This is a genomic window from Pantoea sp. Acro-807 (assembly GCF_011752675.1).
In the GTDB taxonomy this organism is placed as follows: Bacteria; Pseudomonadota; Gammaproteobacteria; order Enterobacterales; family Enterobacteriaceae; genus Pantoea; species Pantoea eucrina.
Genome location: NZ_VWXE01000011.1, coordinates 23,270 through 39,344, shown reverse-complemented (window position 1 = coordinate 39,344; position 16,075 = coordinate 23,270). Strand labels below are relative to the sequence as shown.

Annotated in this window: 18 protein-coding genes; 3 read left to right on the top strand and 15 right to left on the bottom strand. The window is 53.8% G+C overall.

Going from position 1 to position 16,075, the window contains the following annotated elements:
* Window positions 1-75 precede the first annotated feature (75 nt).
* Window positions 76-1,770: a phage portal protein gene (locus F3J39_RS17890; protein ID WP_166714522.1), complete on the top strand. Its 1,695-nt coding sequence runs from the start codon at window positions 76-78 to the stop codon at window positions 1,768-1,770.
* A 134-nt stretch (window positions 1,771-1,904) separates the two neighbouring features.
* Here the strand turns inward: F3J39_RS17890 and F3J39_RS17885 are convergent, their stop codons facing one another.
* Both F3J39_RS17885 and F3J39_RS17880 read right to left on the bottom strand, forming a co-directional pair.
* Complete coding sequence (locus F3J39_RS17885; RefSeq protein ID WP_247648284.1) at window positions 1,905-2,201, bottom strand: hypothetical protein; 297 nt, start codon at window positions 2,199-2,201, stop codon at window positions 1,905-1,907.
* Window positions 2,202-2,750: 549 nt separating this feature from the next.
* Window positions 2,751-3,008 (bottom strand): hypothetical protein, encoded by a 258-nt coding sequence (locus tag F3J39_RS17880; RefSeq protein ID WP_166714520.1) that lies wholly within the window; start codon window positions 3,006-3,008, stop codon window positions 2,751-2,753.
* A gap of 426 nt (window positions 3,009-3,434) precedes the next feature.
* Between F3J39_RS17880 and F3J39_RS17870 the strand changes: the two genes are divergently transcribed.
* Together F3J39_RS17870 and F3J39_RS17865 are read left to right on the top strand one after the other, a co-directional pair.
* A complete protein-coding gene (locus F3J39_RS17870) occupies window positions 3,435-4,439 on the top strand; it encodes a head processing protein (protein WP_166714519.1) in 1,005 nt (334 codons plus the stop codon).
* A gap of 258 nt (window positions 4,440-4,697) precedes the next feature.
* On the top strand, window positions 4,698-5,579 hold the full coding sequence (locus F3J39_RS17865) for a hypothetical protein (RefSeq protein ID WP_166714518.1): 882 nt from the start codon (window positions 4,698-4,700) through the stop codon (window positions 5,577-5,579).
* On the opposite strand, the gene F3J39_RS17860 is transcribed toward F3J39_RS17865, so the two are convergent.
* The 13 genes from F3J39_RS17860 to F3J39_RS17785 all read right to left on the bottom strand — a co-directional run bounded on the left by F3J39_RS17860 (window position 5,576) and on the right by F3J39_RS17785 (window position 16,074).
* A complete protein-coding gene (locus F3J39_RS17860; RefSeq protein ID WP_166714517.1) occupies window positions 5,576-6,067 on the bottom strand; it encodes a glycoside hydrolase family 104 protein in 492 nt (163 codons plus the stop codon). The genes F3J39_RS17865 and F3J39_RS17860 overlap by 4 nt on opposite strands.
* Before the next feature lie 153 nt (window positions 6,068-6,220).
* Entirely contained in the window at window positions 6,221-6,505 is a 285-nt protein-coding gene (locus tag F3J39_RS17855; RefSeq protein ID WP_166714516.1) for a hypothetical protein, read from the bottom strand.
* 42 nt (window positions 6,506-6,547) lie between these two features.
* Window positions 6,548-7,471: an agmatinase gene (gene speB / locus F3J39_RS17850; protein WP_166714515.1), complete on the bottom strand. Its 924-nt coding sequence runs from the start codon at window positions 7,469-7,471 to the stop codon at window positions 6,548-6,550.
* 34 nt (window positions 7,472-7,505) lie between these two features.
* On the bottom strand, window positions 7,506-8,798 hold the full coding sequence (gene lplT / locus F3J39_RS17845; protein WP_166714514.1) for a lysophospholipid transporter LplT: 1,293 nt from the start codon (window positions 8,796-8,798) through the stop codon (window positions 7,506-7,508).
* Between the two features lie 62 nt (window positions 8,799-8,860).
* Window positions 8,861-9,412, bottom strand: coding sequence for a TetR/AcrR family transcriptional regulator (locus F3J39_RS17840; RefSeq protein WP_166714513.1), 552 nt, complete (start codon window positions 9,410-9,412; stop codon window positions 8,861-8,863).
* A 27-nt stretch (window positions 9,413-9,439) separates the two neighbouring features.
* Window positions 9,440-9,760, bottom strand: coding sequence for a multidrug efflux SMR transporter (locus F3J39_RS17835; protein ID WP_166714512.1), 321 nt, complete (start codon window positions 9,758-9,760; stop codon window positions 9,440-9,442).
* Window positions 9,761-9,951: 191 nt separating this feature from the next.
* Window positions 9,952-11,328: a hypothetical protein gene (locus F3J39_RS17830; RefSeq protein WP_166714511.1), complete on the bottom strand. Its 1,377-nt coding sequence runs from the start codon at window positions 11,326-11,328 to the stop codon at window positions 9,952-9,954.
* Window positions 11,329-11,372: 44 nt separating this feature from the next.
* Window positions 11,373-11,792, bottom strand: coding sequence for a ddrA (locus F3J39_RS17825; RefSeq protein WP_145339941.1), 420 nt, complete (start codon window positions 11,790-11,792; stop codon window positions 11,373-11,375).
* On the bottom strand, window positions 11,789-14,014 hold the full coding sequence (locus tag F3J39_RS18785; RefSeq protein ID WP_211049790.1) for a hypothetical protein: 2,226 nt from the start codon (window positions 14,012-14,014) through the stop codon (window positions 11,789-11,791). Before F3J39_RS18785 ends, F3J39_RS17825 begins: the two co-directional genes overlap by 4 nt.
* Complete coding sequence (locus tag F3J39_RS17800; protein ID WP_166714510.1) at window positions 14,014-14,631, bottom strand: hypothetical protein; 618 nt, start codon at window positions 14,629-14,631, stop codon at window positions 14,014-14,016. Before F3J39_RS17800 ends, F3J39_RS18785 begins: the two co-directional genes overlap by 1 nt.
* A complete protein-coding gene (locus tag F3J39_RS17795) occupies window positions 14,618-15,073 on the bottom strand; it encodes a lysis protein (RefSeq protein WP_166714509.1) in 456 nt (151 codons plus the stop codon). Before F3J39_RS17795 ends, F3J39_RS17800 begins: the two co-directional genes overlap by 14 nt.
* A complete protein-coding gene (locus F3J39_RS17790) occupies window positions 15,070-15,387 on the bottom strand; it encodes a holin (protein WP_166714508.1) in 318 nt (105 codons plus the stop codon). Before F3J39_RS17790 ends, F3J39_RS17795 begins: the two co-directional genes overlap by 4 nt.
* A gap of 105 nt (window positions 15,388-15,492) precedes the next feature.
* A complete protein-coding gene (locus F3J39_RS17785; protein WP_166714507.1) occupies window positions 15,493-16,074 on the bottom strand; it encodes a tail fiber assembly protein in 582 nt (193 codons plus the stop codon).
* Between the last annotated feature and the right edge of the window lies 1 nt (window position 16,075).

The following is a 16,075-nucleotide window of genomic DNA, read 5'->3' as shown; positions in this document are numbered from 1 at the left end:
GTGAATTTTCCCCGGATTGCATAAAGCGGTTATGGTTATATAAATTCTAAGGGTTTGTAAAAAGGACACTATACATTGGCTAAAAGAAACAAGGCGCTTTCTGTACTCGGCGCACTCAGGCAGGCATTCAGAGGCTCAACCGCCGACGTGCCTGATTCACTTGCGTGGACTAACGGACATAACGTTGTGGTGTCCCGATCCGGGCTGGCAGCACTGGCATATCAGGAAGGTAAGGCAGGTGAAATGACCACGGCCGGCGACAGCCTGTACCTCGGCGCAGAGCTGCCGCTGGACCGGCTGCAGCGCTACGCCATTCTTGAGGAAATGGCTAACAGTCCAACCTGCTCCGCCGCGCTAAATATCCACATTGGCCACGCGCTCGCGCCGGACAAAAAGACCGGGCTGGCGTTCTGCATTGCCCCGGTTGACCCGTCGGACAAAGAAGGCGCGGCGCGCGCAAAAGAGCTGCAGGATGATTTGGGGGCGATGATCAATAAACATTTGCCATCGCTGGCTATGACTATGGCGATTTTTGGCGTCTCCTACGTGCGTCCTTATGCCCGGACCGGCAGCGGGATCACCAGCCTGGAAAACAGCTATTACTCGCTGCCCTACTTTGTGCAGGAGTTTTATAAGGGCGATCAGCTGGTGGGCTTCGGAGGGGATTACGTGCTGTCACCCGATACGCATACGCGCACGCTTTCTTCGCCGTGGTCTCTGGTACCCATGAAAAACCCTTACTGGACACCCACACGCAACGTGCAGCCGGTCACATCCGGCAACCGGGGCTATTCTCTGCTGACTGAGGAGGAGGATAAGGAAATCGCGGAGACGCAGAACTACGGAACCAGCTTCCTCGCGCACGCCTACGAGCCGTTCCTCAATCTGACGGGCGCGCTGAATGCGCTGAAGGCCACGCGCTACAACGCCGCCAAAATTGACCGCCTGATTGCGCTCACCACCAACTCGCTCGATCCGGTTGTAGGCGCCAACTACACCCGCACCGTATCGCAGACGCTCAAACGCCACGGCGAGGCGCTGCAGAAAAAGGCGGTGAACGGGAACACCATGCCAACCGTGATGAACCATGTGATCCCGGTTATGGGGGATGGTAAAAACGGGATCACGATTGATACGCAGTCGATACCCGCGGACATTACCGGCATCGAGGACGTGATGTTTCACCTGCGCCAGCTGTGCGCCGCGCTCGGTATTGATTCAACGATGCTGGGCTGGGCGGATCAGATGGCAGGCGGGCTGGGGGAAGGTGGCTGGATTCAGACGGCCATTCAGGCGGCGCTGCGGGCGCAGTGGCTCCGCCAGGGCGCGCAGGAGATGATTTACCGGCTCATAGATATTCACCTGGCGTTCAAATACGGCAAGGTATACCCGGAGAATGACCGGCCCTACGTCGTGCAGTTTAACTCCATGAACACGGCAATTCAGGAAGAAGAAAGCCGTGAAATGGACGCGCGCGCCAACTTCATTACGCTCATGGTGCAGGTCATGGACGCGCTGCAGGCCAACAACAAGCTGGCGGAGAATGACACGTTCATGCGCTTCCTGTTCAGCGATCAGCTGAAGATGGACGGCGGTACGCTGGATAAAATGCTGGCGGAGTTCAGCAAAAGCCGCGACAAGGCCGACGCGCAGGAAGAAGAGAACGGCAGCATGATGAACGAGTCAGCGCCCGACGGCGACGATCCGGCCAGCTGGACGCATGAGGAGCTGGTGGCGTTTGCCCGGTATGTTGTCAGACCGGAAAGTTAGTTTCCGGAAAAACTAAAAAGGCCGCACACAAATTCACAGGGGAGTGTGCGGCTTGATGAATCCAGTCATCTAAAGCAGATATAAAAACTGAAGGAAAATATATCTGCGCTCCGGGATGATTAATTGCCCTGCCGTTATTTGTTATCCATATGTTTTACCGGTCTGAATACTTTTGGCTCGGCAGTTTTTTTAGGTTTCTTCGGGGTATTTAGGACCAGAATTTCTTCCTGCCCCTCTTTTTCGTCAGGCTTGATGATACAGAACGGACAAACCTTCACCCCTGAAAAATGCATGCCGGCTACGGTCAGCGCCTGATTCAGCGTATAGCAACTGCCGATAAAGGTGCGCTCCTCAATGGAAGGCAGTTGCGGGCAGTCTATGCGGTGCAGGAGCAACCCGGACGGGAAATGGTCGCTGACGTAAAACTTCATAGCCTTATACATGCTTCATCCTCTTGCTGTGTGCATAAAACTTCCATGTTGAATATGAAACTTTTCAGCGTAAATTTACGCGGGAAAGTTTCCGCAAAAGCTACGTGATATTTATTTAATTCCGTCAACACATTAACTTACTTGCGTTAACAGAAAATAACATCATTAATTAAATTTAAAGAAGCACTTTTTATCGCACTAAATTAATGCTCAGCCCTTAAACGGGGGGATTAAAATGTTTCTTTCAACAGTATACAATCAATAAGCTCATGATTTTTACTGCTTCGTTTATCAGTACTGCGCATAATAAATCGGAAGCATTAGGAAAACACCCGCTTAAAAAAACCACATCATCCTGAGTGAAATTTATTCATGTGACCTGAGATGCTAAATCACTCAATATTTCTGACATCAATACCAGTTTATGCTCAGAAAATTTGCATCTTTGCTCGTTTTTGACAAAGGTGATAATCCACTACAGCAACAATCTGTAAGCAAAACAGGTTTGTGGTCAGACCATCTGATTAGATAAATTTTTCACTTATGCAGTCAGTCTGAGAGCGCGATAACCTGCCAGTCAGCAGAAAGCATATCTTCAGGTGATGGACAGTAGAAATTCAGTGTCCCGACGTCATTCATGAAAACGTACTGAATCTGGTCGTCAGCATCAGGCAGTATGGATACGTGGTAAGCCGTATCGCCCCACTTTGCACGGCGGCAAATGGCGTCACTGTTCTGACTGATGGTTAACATGGCATAAGCGAAAGTGTGCGCTGCAGGGGATGTCGCGCGAGGGATATCAGGCATGGTGTGCTCCCTGTGCTTAAAGAAGCGTCACTACAGGAGGTTCCAATCTCCGGGTGGTGACGTTGACAGGGTTGGAACTACCGGCGCACAAGAAAACCGGCCTACCCGAAGGTAGCCCCACCAACGCCACCATAGATACGCCCGGAATAATCCGGACGTGGTAGCGCCGAAGGCACTATGTGCCAGCTCTCGTGCTTTTACAGGGTTCCAATCCCGACCGCTGTTTTGCAGCGGCGCGCACACTATATCCACCGCACTGATAAATACAATATGTCTAATGTGAAATTATCCACTGGTCATTAGATCCACGCATGGATCAAGAAAAGTTACCTACGCAAATTACAACCTTTCTACCATCAGTCCGCGCTGACAACCGCCAGCGCTGCCGCCGCTTTGCGGGGCATTCATTGGAGTTATGAGGACAATATGAAAGCACTCCGCACGGTAACGGATCGTTTTTCACTCATTGATAAAATTCGTCGTTTCACGCCGCAAAACGATCGCAATTACCTGCTGCGCTCGGTCCGGGAAACGTTCAGCAGCCCGGAAACGCAGGAACGTATTCAGCTGGGGGAAATGTTCGGCTACTACGGCCACGGGCGACGCGCCGCCTACTATGCGAAAACCGGACGGCTGAACCTGCCGGAATTTGCCGTTGTCATGGTGGATGGTAAGCCGGTGACGATCGAAAACGTGCCTTCTAACCGGACGCTTGAAGTGAGCCTGGACGATAACGGCGTAGTCACCCACGTTCAAGAGATTCTGGACACCGATCCGGGCAACATCGTTGACGGCATGAGCCGTTCCCGCGCCGGTGGCTGGTCATGGGCGACCGGCGGCGATGATAGCGCGGTCTCCAGAGTCAACAGCCTTCACGGCTTTGATTACGTGACTTTCCCTAACTACATCAGCTTGGATAACGCCTCAGCAATGCTGGAGTCCGCCAGCGATCGTGAAAGTATGATTTGCGCAGGGCTGGTGGAAAAAGGGTATTCGGAGAATCAGGCAGCGGACATTTTTCAGCACTTTGAAAGTATGCGCGGCCAGGCGGCAATGTTTGAGTCGGGAGACGCGTCACTGCTGGAATCGGCGCTACACATCGAGCACGGCAAGCGGCTGGAGTTGGAAGATCGGCTGCGCAGCGCCAACCTGATGATTGAGAGCGCCGGCAACGTGGCAAAGTCCCGTCGTAAAATTATGAAAGAGGCGCTGGCCAACATGCCGCTGTTTTTCAGTAAAGAGCAGACTGCTGCGCTGTGCCGGATGGACACGCCGGAAGATGCGATGATTGTTGCGTCCATGCTGGAATCTATCGGAGCAAAAGCAACTGCTTCACTGCCTATGGGCGCAGGAAAACAGCATGCTCTGCCGCAAAAAAAGAGTACGACTGCAGAAGAAGGACCGCTGTTCTGGATTACAACAGGGAAATAAATTAGGGAGGAGATACCGCGCCCGGTGAAGGGCGCGGTTATGGTTTCTCTAAAATTAAGAAAAACCTTAATCTTGATCCTTAAGCTGATCAAGTTTATTATCCGCGCTCTGACCAAGCCGGCAAGCCTGGTCAGAACAAAAAAAAATCGCCTGCTGGACACAGTCGATTTTTCTACAACTTTATGTGGTTAGCGCCACAACGGCATTGCGCCGTACTACACAAACAAGGTAAATACTTACAAGGAGTAAGTAGAGATTATGGTAGCTAAAAACAGCGATCACGGCAACTCTTTTCCCTTGCATCGCTCAGATAATAAGCAAAATCCTGTACGAATTACCGGGTATGATTTTACCCACGTTATTGAGCTTTCACCTCTTCCAAAATCCCTCACTCGCGTACTGAAATTCGCGTGTAATTTGGCGTGCTCTACGTCCAGATTTGAGATCATCAAATCCCTCAGCACCCTGGCAGAAGAAGCAGGCGTGAGCGTTTCTACCGTACAGCGCGCATATCGCCTGGCAGTGAAACTCGGCATCCTCACTCATGAGGAGCAGCGCTGCAAAAACAACCATAAATGGAGTAAGCCCAGCAAGTACACGTTCACCAGCAAAGCACTGGCTTTTGTAGAGGCAAGTCTGGCTGAACTTAAAGCGGCTAATCTTCAGCCTGCGGGGCGTCAGAGCCTCGTCCGGAGAATCGTTGCTGACACCTTCTCAAAATTAAATTTCACCCTCGCTACCCCTGGTCAGAATGAACAGGCTACCCCTGGTCAAAATGACCAACAAGAAGTAAGAGATCTCTCCAGAACAAGAGAAACACAATACAGTGAGTCAGCAATTTCGGAATCGAAAGAGATTGCGTCAGAGCCATCAGCGCCAGAGAAAAAATTCGGGATTTATCAGGAATCACTGCAAAGCTTGGCAGCAGGATCAGCAGCAGCAGACAAAGAGCGCCGCGCAGAGGCATACCAGCGCAACGGCCAGTTGATGCACAAGGTCTACGGCTATATTAAATCCACGTTTAAGCCCAAAGCAGCTGCAGGCCGGAAACCAGAAAGCCGCCGCCAGACGGGTGATTTCGCTGGCGACGGTCTGAAGCACGATAACTACGCGATCCCGGAAGGGTTCAGAGGCGCTTAATCGGTAACTGTGCCACCAGCATCACGATAGGCAGTCAGCAGCGTTTCGATAGCGTGCGTTTTCTGACCATATGGCGAGCCGGTGAGCGACGCCCAAATATCGTTGGTTTTGCCAATGGCCGTGCGGATTCGTCCGGCGTGGACGTCGGCATACGCGCCCTGCTCTTTCAGCAGCTGGTCAAGCAAGCGCTCCTGTGACGCGGGGCTGAAGTCGGGCAGTTTCAGCTGTTTTTTGTAGACCGGCCAGTAGCGGTAAAGCTGCTGATAGCGCCCTGCTGCAGTCGAGGCCAGACCATGCTTATTGAGTTTTTTCGGGCTGCGATTTGTGAACGGGTGATCGGTGAAGTCGGTGAAGATTTCGCCCAGCTTGTCGCCCAGCCCGGTCACGATAACGTCATAGCCACGCATGCGGGTTAACGGGTGAGTACTGGTGCCTTCTGAGAACGCCAGCATGTCGCCAAAGGCTTTACGGTTTGCGGATTGCTCCATTGTGATACCACTCTGTAATGATTGAGAGCGGGACTGTATGGAGTTTGTAATTTGCGGTGGGAAGAAAGGCCACATAGTGAGGCCGTTGTGTGTTAGCTCATAGCGGGCATTAAGCACTTATAGTCCGCTCTGTGCCACAAGCGGACATTAAATTTAGTAGTTACCGCGCTCTTGCTCATGGCCTAACGGAAGGGTAGACCTGACCAGGTAAAGTGCTGTTCCCAGGACCACTGCTAATGCGCCAAGCATAATGACTACCAGTGACAATTCTTTCAGGTAGAGATAGGAAATAACGGAAGTTGTCAGCCAGATGAAAATGCTGATAGCACTTAGAAAATAGCGGTGATTCTCCAGCATTATTACAATGGTAATAAGTGCTGTACCAATTACTGATAAATCAAAAAACAGTGCAATGTTTTCTGGAGTTATATATGTCATAACCTTTACCTGTTCAGAAATTCGCAGATTAACTACAGAGCTTTATTGTTTATCTGCAAGCCTTTTTCTCGCCATCAGCTGGATGATGTCTCCGGCAATAACACCCGCAGCAAGCGCTGTCACTTCACCACTGTCATATTGCGGCGAAACTTCAACAATATCTCCGCCAATCACGTTCAGGCCCTCCAGATGCCGCAGCACCTCGCGCACATAAGCCGTGCTGGGTCCTCCAGGTACAGGTGTACCGGTACCGGGTGTATAAGCAGGATCGATACCATCAACATCAAAGGTAATATAAACAGGTGCATTACCGGCATTCTGGCGGATTTTTTCTGCTACTTCTGAAGGCTGAAGATAAAAAGTATCTTTAGCATACAGTATGTTATAACCGTTTTCGTTTGGCATATCGGTGCGGATAAACACCTGCGTCGACCGAGACGCATCGACCGTACCTTCTGCGGCAAGATCATGAGAAAACGTGCCGTGGAATATTTCTTTTCCGTTTTCGCCGTCCAGTGAGTCCTGATGACTGTCAAAGTGGACCAGCGCAATTCTGCCATATTTTTCTTTTGCGGCACGCACCAGGCCATATGGAATAGTGTGATCGCCGCCGAGCGTAAACAGGAGCGCACCGCTGTTAAAAATTTTGCTGGCGTGATGGAAAGTATCTTCAATCATGTAAGACGTTGCATTCCCGCCTACGCTCATCCCGACATCGCCGTAATCAATAACCCTCAGCTTTTCGCGCACATCATAATCCCAGGGATGGCAGAAATTACCGGTATGAAGAGACATCTGACGTATAGCCTGCGCGCCAAAACGTGCGCCTGGACGATTGCTTACGCCACAGTCAAATGGCACCCCCATAACGACAATATCGGCACCACTCAGATCCCGGCTTTCTTCTGTGCGCCAGAACGTAGGAATACCTGAAAAAGCGAGATACTTACTGTTTTTGTCAGACATACTCTTTCCTCTCAGATTTACGGTTGAACCATCGTTAGTGCTTATTTGCTGCCCGTTGATTTTGTCCGGTACGTGCAGCCCTAAGCTGTCCAATAACCTCACGGGTATGCTGATTCAGGTTCATCCTGAATCTGAAACCAATGAAAAACATTGAAACCATAATGGCTATGCTGAAGGCTGAAATAATGACGAATATATTGATACCTTGTCCTGCTGCTAGACTGTACAGCACGCCAATCGCAAGAATGCAGGCCTGCTCGTTAAAATTCTGAACGGCAATCGATCGTCCTGCTCCCATAAGATGGTGGCCGCGATGCTGCAGTAATGCGTTCATCGGAACCAGCAGATAACCGCCAATGCCGCCAAGGGCGATCAGGATCGTTACCGCTTGCCACTTTTCGCTTACCAGCGTAAGGACCAGTAACAGAAACCCCATCAGTGCACCCAGTGGAATAAAGCGCGGAGCCTGGTCAAGCCTTGTGTTTACTGAGGCAGCAAGCGCACCTAAGGCCGTACCTACAGCGACTGCACCCATCAGAACGGATGCGCCGGTAACACTGTATCCCAGCGCGACAGCGGCCCATGTCAGAACGAGATAGCGAAGGTTGCCGCTTATGCCCCAGAAAAGCGTCGTAGTGGCAAGAGTCATCTGACCAAGCTTATCCCGCCACAATAACTTGTTACACGCTCTGAAATCGGAAAGCAGCACCCTGAAACTGCCCGGCAGTGGATGCATTAACGCACCGGTTCGTGGAATGTAAAGATTGGCCATCGCGGCACCGCTGTATACCAGCGCAACCAGCAGGCAAGATATCAGAGCGCTATCATGCTGCTCTGGAGCTGGCAGCAGTCCGATCGCGCTGTAGATATTCATAGTGGTACCTGATATCAGGAGTCCCCCACCCGTTACACCCGCAATAATAGAAATAATGGTCAGCCCCTCTATCCAGCCATTAGCTCTCACAAGCCCGGACGCGGGCAGCAGCTCGGTGATAATTCCGTATTTCGCCGGAGAATATAGCGCTGCCCCAAAACCGACGATGGCATAAGCCAGCAGAGGGTTAACACCGGCAAGCATCATCATGCAGCCGGCAATTTTGATGGCATTACTGGCGAACATGACGCGGCCCTTTGGCCAGGCGTCTGCCACCACACCTGAAACAGGTGCCAGCGCGACATAGAACAAGGCAAAAATGGGAACCAGTGCGGGACCCTGCCATTCAGATGCCCCGCGTGTACGAAGCAGTTCCACCGCAATGACGAAAAGTGCGTTGTCAGCCAGCGAAGATAAAAACTGCGCCGTCATAATGGTTTTAAAGCTACGCATCCGAGACCTGCAATCTGTTTCAGGAACACCGGGCCATCTGAACGACCCTGTTCACATATAAGTTATTTTTTAATCTGGGTAAGAAGGCGCTCTATAGCAGCTGCATTTTGTTCCCATTCGTCCGGACTGAATTCCATCAGCCTGAAATAGCGCAGAAAAAAGAGCCCTTCTGTTGCCAGAAACGCTATCCTTTGCATATCACCTGCTTTATCCTGCCCGGTAACAAATTCTGCCTGACGCGATGCATACCAGGTTTTTATCCATCCCAGATAATCAGGAGACTGCAGTAGCGCTGAGAGCAGAACGGCAGAGCGAGAGGAGCTGTTGTCTGTATCACTGATGGTTGTCTGCAAATGCGCTTTCAGCGCATCAAACGGGCTGTCTGATTTCCCCTTCAGCATTGCTACCTGTGCGTCGTAACGGTTTCCCCAGCGCATAAGCATTGCTTCAATCATTGACTCCTTGTTACCAAAGCAGGACTGAACGCCCCCCTTTGTTATGCCAGCTGCTTTCGCTACGGCGTCTATTGTCAGGCCCGCCGCACCGTGTTCAGAAACCACATCTTCAGCCGCATCTAACACTGCTTCTCTGTCAATAGTCTGCTTTCTTCCCATAATAAATCCTCTCTGTAGCTAGCCGTATCAGTGACCGGAAGTGAGCTTAAGCCCGGCTACTGACCCAACCAGCACCAGGATCAGCAGCAGCCTGATAAGCGTGGCTGGCTCGTGATACCAGATCATGCCGATAAGTACGGTGCCAAGTGCGCCGATACCGGTCCAGACGGCATACGCAGTACCTATAGGGATATTCCGTGTACCCATTTCAAGAAAGAACATGCTGCCAGCGATGCAAGCAAGGAAGGCCAGTGTCCAGGGAACGTTCCTAAAGCCGTCTGTGTAACGCATACAGGTTGTGAAGCCGATTTCAAGCAGGCCGCCAGTTAAGATATAGATCCAAGACATGAGGCAATCCTCAATCAATAAAAATACAATTGTATTCCAATTTCCAGTAATATCAATACGAATGTATTATAAAATTGAAATGGCAATGCAACGTCCGCTTGTCGCTCAAAGCAGACGGTTAGATTTAATGATGTGCAGCCAGTGAAAACCGTCAGCTCAAGTCTGAGCTGACATATTATGAGCCAGCTGAATTAGTTCGTTGCAGGCGTGCAGACAGACTCAAACATGGCAAAGTTTAACCCCTTACCTTCGCCAAATTCCTCCTCAATTTCTCCTGATACCGCCGTCAGCACGTCATTAAGCGTCAGCTCACCGCCGCCGAACATATCCCCCAGCGCCTGCTGCTGGTGTAACAGTTCGTCGTTGATCTTCTGCGCCATCTTTTTAAACGCTGTGCCGATCCGCTTCGCGCTGCGGTTGTTGGCCACGATAAACAGCGCCAGGGCTTCGGCCTCTTTACTGGCCTCCTCAAAGAGCCCCTGCTGCGCCAGCACTTCCTGTATCGCCTGACCGCTGTCCTTCTCCTGGCGCACCAGCTTAATCGCCTCCTGCAGCGCGGCTATCGCCTGCTGATCCAGCCCGTTCACCGATTGCACGCCGTCCACCAGCCCGGTAACCGCCTGGCGGTGAACGTCTCCGGAGAGCGTCTGCATCTGCGCAAACTCACTGGCCGCGGTATTAAGCGCCGTCAGGATGTTGCGCATATCCGGATCGGGTTCCTCAGATACCAGCTTTACCAGCCGTTCATCCTTATAGGCGCGGGCAAAGATCGCATTCTGAATGCGGTCAATCAGCTGCTTTGTCGGGCGCCCGTCGTCGGTCAGCAGGCCTGCTGTTGCCGTGTCGCCTATCTCTTTCATGAATGCCCGGATAAAGCCGTCATTTGAGCGCGCCAGCAGGTTGCCGTCATCGGACGGATTGAAGATGGCCATCAGGCGTTCGTCGAGCATTTCCGCATCCACAAACGCCTTTTCGCTCGCCGCCATTTCCTGCAGATCGGAGAGGTTGGAATCCTTCGCAAACTGCGCCCGGTCAACGTCCGTCAGGCGCTCGCGCACCAGCACGGGCATATCCATCTGCGCGATATCCGACGCCTTCAGGCCATAGTCTTTCGCGTGCTCAATCAGGTACTGGCGGTATTCATCGGCCTGCCCCTGCTCATAGGCGCGCGTGATCCCCATTGAGCGCCCGTTGCCTGACTCCACCACGTTATCCGCGCCCACGATTGGCGCGCCGTGGCTGCTCATGCCGGAATCGGTCAGCTTCGCCGGCCGCAGGTTGCCCGCAATTTTTGAAACCTGCACTTTACTGGTCAGGCGCGTGCGGTCGCGCGGCTGCAGCTCTGCCGGGAACGCCGGATTAATGGTACCGTCGAGGTTGTTTGAGATAATCAGGTCGCGGGCATCCACTACCTTAAACGCAGTTTTCACTTCCTGACCTTTGCCCGTCACGACGTAGGATGATCGCCCGGTTTGGGTCTCTGTTTTGCGCAGTGAACCCACGAGCCCAATCAGGGCAAATATGCTGCCGGCGTCGCCCAGCAGGCTCTTTAATTTCTCGTTAAGCATTGTGATCCCGGTAATAAAAAACCCCGCCGAAACGGGGTTGCTGATTAAGCTGCGAGGCCGCTGGCGGCTATCCAGCTGGCGGTTTGCTCTTTCGCGTCGTCCAGCGCCAGATAAACGCCGATGTAGTCACCGACTTTGCGCAGCGTCTCCACAAAATCCAGCTGTGCCTGATTCGTGAATTTCCCGGCCAGAAAGTCTTTAACCACTTCCGGGACAGGCTGATCTTCTTTAACAGGGTCCGGCTGTGGCTCCGGTTCCGGCGCCGGGGCGGGCGCTGGCTCCGGTACCGGATCGGGAGCGCTGGTGGCTGGTGCCGGCGCTGCGCCATAACCCAACTGCAGCATGATTGCTTCCATCTGGTCATTAAGATCCAGAAGGTCCAGCCCCTTTACCGTCGGGGCTTTGATAATCAGTTCGTCCAGCTGGTCGGCTAAATCCAGCTTTTCAAGGGCGGTTAACGTCATGCTGCTACCCCTTTACGCTGCACGGCCACCAGCAGATCGCTCAGGTGCTGCACCGCGCCGTTCACCAGCGCTTCGTTTTCATCAAACACGCCTGCAGCCGTCAGCGCGGCAATCGCCTCGCGCACCTGATTGCGGCCGGCGCGGATCACGTCCATGTCGTCGGTATCAAGTGAGGTCAGCCCCTGCAGGTAATCGATCGCCTTCTGCGCTTCAGAGTCTGCTTCCGGCACGGGCTCCGGTTCCGGCTGTGGGGCTGGCTCAGGCTCAGGATTTGGCTGTGGTTCTGGTTGTGGTGCCGGTACCGGGGTGTTCAGTTCCTCCACCAGCGGAATACGCTTGCCGGTGATCATCGCGGTTTGTGCTGCCTTCAGATATTCAGGACTCTGATTAGCTTCCACGTAGTCCGCCGCCTGCTTCAGCTGCTCACTGCCATAGCCCAGCGTCTCAGCCCAGGCGTTTACCAGGTCAGGCGCCCAGCCCACCAAGTCGCCCAGGCGTTTAGCAGCAATCCAGAACGGGTCTGTAGTTTCACGATCGTCAGTCACGTTGGTCTCTTCTCCTTCGCCTGCTGCCAGCTGCTGCAGCGCGGCTTTGATAGCGCCCGTGAAATAGGCCTCATCTTCCCCTTCCGGATATGCCACGCCGGTCAGCTGCTTACGGGCCACCATGCGCACCTGTTTGGCGTAGGTGTCCGGATCTTCTTCTGACATTTCCAGATACTGCGCGGCGTAGTCGCTCATTTTCTCCGCCACGGTTGCGGCCAGCGCATCGAGATCCGCATGCGTCGGGATCAGCTTCAGCTCAAAGTCAGCAATCTCTTTGTCAGTCAGCGGACGGTCATAGGAAATGATGCCGTTACGGGCAACGCCGCTGTACGGCTCGCCTGCTGCTGGCTGATCCGCCACGGCGGCAAAGTTCGGCGGTACCGCCCCAATACCTGCAGGACGGTTAACCAGCGCATAGCGCCAGACGGTTGCCGGCGTAACGGGTTCCGGCTGTGGCTCAGGGGCTGGTGCTGGCTCAGGTTCCGGCTGTGGCTCTGGTACTGGCTCTGGTTCCGGCTGTGGCGCGGGTTCCGGCGCCGGGGCTGGCTCAGCAGCAACGCGGTACTTTGCCGCCGCGCCGGTGCGGTATGCTTTCAGCATCTTTGTTGCCGTTTTACCCATCTCCGCACCCTGGCTGGATTTAGAAGGCATTTCATACGTGGTGCCGTCGGCTTCTGTGATGATCACTTTGCCTTCCAGTTCGCCGTTCTGGTCATCGACGTGATAACGAACCGTCGCGCCGTTGCTCAGCGTGGCCTGCCCGTCCATGTTCAGGCGCGCTTTAACCTGAATAGTGCGATCGCTGAAAGTGTCCGTGTTTTCCGGCTCGCTGGCTTTTGCCTGCTGCAGCGCGGCCAGCTGCCCGGTAAGGTCGGCATTCAGCTGTTTCTGGCTGGCGAGTTTGCCGCGCAGCGTCTGCTCATTGCCCTGCATCTGCTGCGCGCGTGCGGTCTGAGTGTCCACCTGCTCCAGCAGCGCTGACTGCTGCTCTGCCAGCTGATCGGTCTCAGCCTGCGTGGTTTCCACTTCCGCGCGCAGCTTCGCCTGTGCGTCCTTCTGCTTCGTAAATTTGCCGCTGTTCTTCTCGATCAGGTTGGAAAGCGCCTGCGTCACCTGCTGCAGCGACACGTCACGCCCGCCAATCGGCGCAACGATGTGCGTCACGTCGCGCTTGTTGATCAGGAACTGGAAGGCTACCAGCGTGTCCTGATTACGGATCTTGCCGTTGTCCGCGGTCGGTGAGTGGAACACCAGCGACACGGTTTGCCCGTCGGATAACGGGATAAGCGCGCTCAGAACCAGAATGCTGGCCACGCGGCGCACTTTGCCGATCACCGCGCCGCCCACGGTTTTCTGCCCGGTCGTGTCCGCGCCGGCGTCGTCGGTCCCGGCGGTAATGTCGGTGCCGTTCAGGCCACGGTTCAGCGCCTTCACAAATGCGCGCATGGTCTGCGCCAGGCGCATACGCTCCGTGCTGATCGCCTCAAACATCGCGCCCGGTAACACGCTTTCTTCACCCAGGTAGGCGTGATCGATATCGTCGATAGTGGCGCTTTCCAGCATCATGTCCGCGCTGCTGCCGGTCATCAGGCCGTCATACACCGCCTGCGCCAGCTCTGCGCCCTGCGTGCGGCGCTGGAAGTCCAGCACCATACGGTTTTTAAGGATCTCACTCATTACGCTGCCTCCTCCAGTTGGGCGATCTGCTCTTTAAGCTGCCGTGTCAGTGCCTGCTCCTGATTAAGCTCTGTCTGCAGGCTGTCCGCGCTTTTCTGCGCTTCATCCGCGCTGCGCGTCAGCTGCTCCACCTTCGCTTTGGTTTCCGCGATGCCTGACTTATAGGCGTCACGCTGCTGGCGCACTTCGGCCAGCAGCTGCACCGAGGATTTCACGCCGCGTTTGGGCTGCGCAGTGTCATCGCTGGTGGCAGCAACGCGCGCCATCTTGCGCGCCAGGGCTTTCTGAAAAGCCGTTGAGCCTTTGCTGAATAGCGTGGCCAGCTGGCGCCCGAGCTCAGGGATCGTGGTGACGTGGGTAAACGGCACGTTTTTGCCGTTCAGCTTCAGGCTGGAAATGTCGCCGCTGTCGTTGACCTGCACGGTCATAACCTGCTCGTCCATACCAGTGAGGCTGAAAGTTTTGGTCGGTACGCCGTCTTTCCTGCGCGCGGTGCCGGCGGCGGTGACTTTGGCAATCTCATAGCCGCCGGTGGCGATCGCCTTCTTCAGCTTCGCCAGGCCTTTATCGTTGAGTTCGTCAAAATTCAGCAGCACATAACCTTTAGGATTCGACACGGAATGCCCCCTGCTCTGACTTGCTCAGCTGGTACTTTCTGGAAATGGTGTCCTGCAGCGGGAAGATCCGGTAAAGCGGGTTCAGGCGGCTATTGCCGTGCGTCACGCGCACGGTAAGCAGCCATTCACCCGGTTCAAGGTAACGCGTGTCGATCAGCAGAAATTCCTCGCTCACACCTTTGGGCGAGAGGTCGAGCGTGCGCTGCTTGCCGGAAATAACCACCGTCGGATCGTTGCTGTCGCGCAGCCAGTACTCAATTTTTGCGCCCGCCAGTTTGCCGGCGCAGGCGATGTTAAGCCGGACCGGGAACGCCAGCGCGTTATCACGCACCACGGCGGTACCACACCCCAGCAATTCCACCTTTTTACGGGCAAATACGCAGCGATCCGCCACCATTGCTGCAGCCATCGCCGTAATAAACAGGTTCTGATAATCAATCATTGGCCGTGGCCTCCTTTTGACCCAAGCACGCCGTTTATTGCCGCAATGAGTCGTTCTTTGAATACAGTTGAAAGTTCACGCCAGTTGTTGCTCGCCACCAGCACGGCGAGGTAAATCACGATTTCGTCCAGTCCCTGCTGCCGCGCAAAAAAGTAGGCCGTGAGGCCGGTAATCAGCGCCAGCACCAGCTCAGTGACAAAGTTGAATACGTTCGGTTTGATCCGGTATTCGCGCACTCCCAGCAGGAAAACGCCAGTGCCACTCAGCAGGGACAGGAGAAGCGAAACCGCGAGCATTTTTTCTACATCGGTCACATACCCCCCTTTGGTACCTGGTTATCAGGTGGCGAGAGGGTAAGCAGTCTGTAATTTAGAGAGGTAAAGAAAAACAGCGCCCGCAGGCGCTGTTTTTTGAGGAGGTTAGCTGGTGGGCGGTACTTCTGGCCAGGCTGCGCTGTCAACCGGCCCCGGTTCCATGCCTTTAAGTGCCCGGATATAGCTCAGCCAGCGGACAAGCAGCGCCTTTTCATGATCAGGCAGGATATCCAGTGATAATTCCGCCTGCCATTCAGTAATTACTGCCCGCGCCTCTTTTAAAAGACGATCACGCTGTTTATCGAAGCGCTCCGTGATTTCTTCCTGAAGCAGTGCGCGTGGTGCGATAACGCCATTTTTATACGCCCACTCGCCGTTGGGCTGAATATCAGCAGGTACCAGGCTTTCATCCACCTCTGTAACGGAAAAACCGTCCGGCCAGAGTTTTGATGCGTCTTTATCCAGCGCCCAGATACGATCGTCAGCACATACCATGAGTTTTACGGTATGTTCCTTAAAATGTTTCTGCGCCTCATACCAGCAGACGTTATTGGCACAACGTGTAAAAGCAATATTGCGCTCAAGCAGAGAGCTCAGTAAGTGGGCTTCTTCTTTTTGCGCATCCGTTGATTCATCAGTAATAACCGCTGGTTCTGGTGTATAGGGTGTAAATTCAGAAAATTTCATT

Coding starts and splice junctions, on each gene's coding strand:
- F3J39_RS17785 (WP_166714507.1), bottom strand. CDS start 16,074: ATGAAATTTTCTGAATTTACACCCTATACACCAGAACCAGCGGTTATT.
- lplT (WP_166714514.1), bottom strand. CDS start 8,798: ATGCGTAGCTTTAAAACCATTATGACGGCGCAGTTTTTATCTTCGCTG.
- F3J39_RS17885 (WP_247648284.1), bottom strand. CDS start 2,201: ATGAAGTTTTACGTCAGCGACCATTTCCCGTCCGGGTTGCTCCTGCAC.
- F3J39_RS17860 (WP_166714517.1), bottom strand. CDS start 6,067: ATGGAGCAATCCGCAAACCGTAAAGCCTTTGGCGACATGCTGGCGTTC.
- F3J39_RS17835 (WP_166714512.1), bottom strand. CDS start 9,760: ATGTCTTGGATCTATATCTTAACTGGCGGCCTGCTTGAAATCGGCTTC.
- F3J39_RS18785 (WP_211049790.1), bottom strand. CDS start 14,014: ATGAGTGAGATCCTTAAAAACCGTATGGTGCTGGACTTCCAGCGCCGC.
- F3J39_RS17825 (WP_145339941.1), bottom strand. CDS start 11,792: ATGACGTTAACCGCCCTTGAAAAGCTGGATTTAGCCGACCAGCTGGAC.
- F3J39_RS17830 (WP_166714511.1), bottom strand. CDS start 11,328: ATGCTTAACGAGAAATTAAAGAGCCTGCTGGGCGACGCCGGCAGCATA.
- F3J39_RS17795 (WP_166714509.1), bottom strand. CDS start 15,073: ATGATTGATTATCAGAACCTGTTTATTACGGCGATGGCTGCAGCAATG.
- F3J39_RS17865 (WP_166714518.1), top strand. CDS start 4,698: ATGGTAGCTAAAAACAGCGATCACGGCAACTCTTTTCCCTTGCATCGC.
- speB (WP_166714515.1), bottom strand. CDS start 7,471: ATGTCTGACAAAAACAGTAAGTATCTCGCTTTTTCAGGTATTCCTACG.
- F3J39_RS17855 (WP_166714516.1), bottom strand. CDS start 6,505: ATGACATATATAACTCCAGAAAACATTGCACTGTTTTTTGATTTATCA.
- F3J39_RS17880 (WP_166714520.1), bottom strand. CDS start 3,008: ATGCCTGATATCCCTCGCGCGACATCCCCTGCAGCGCACACTTTCGCT.
- F3J39_RS17870 (WP_166714519.1), top strand. CDS start 3,435: ATGAAAGCACTCCGCACGGTAACGGATCGTTTTTCACTCATTGATAAA.
- F3J39_RS17840 (WP_166714513.1), bottom strand. CDS start 9,412: ATGGGAAGAAAGCAGACTATTGACAGAGAAGCAGTGTTAGATGCGGCT.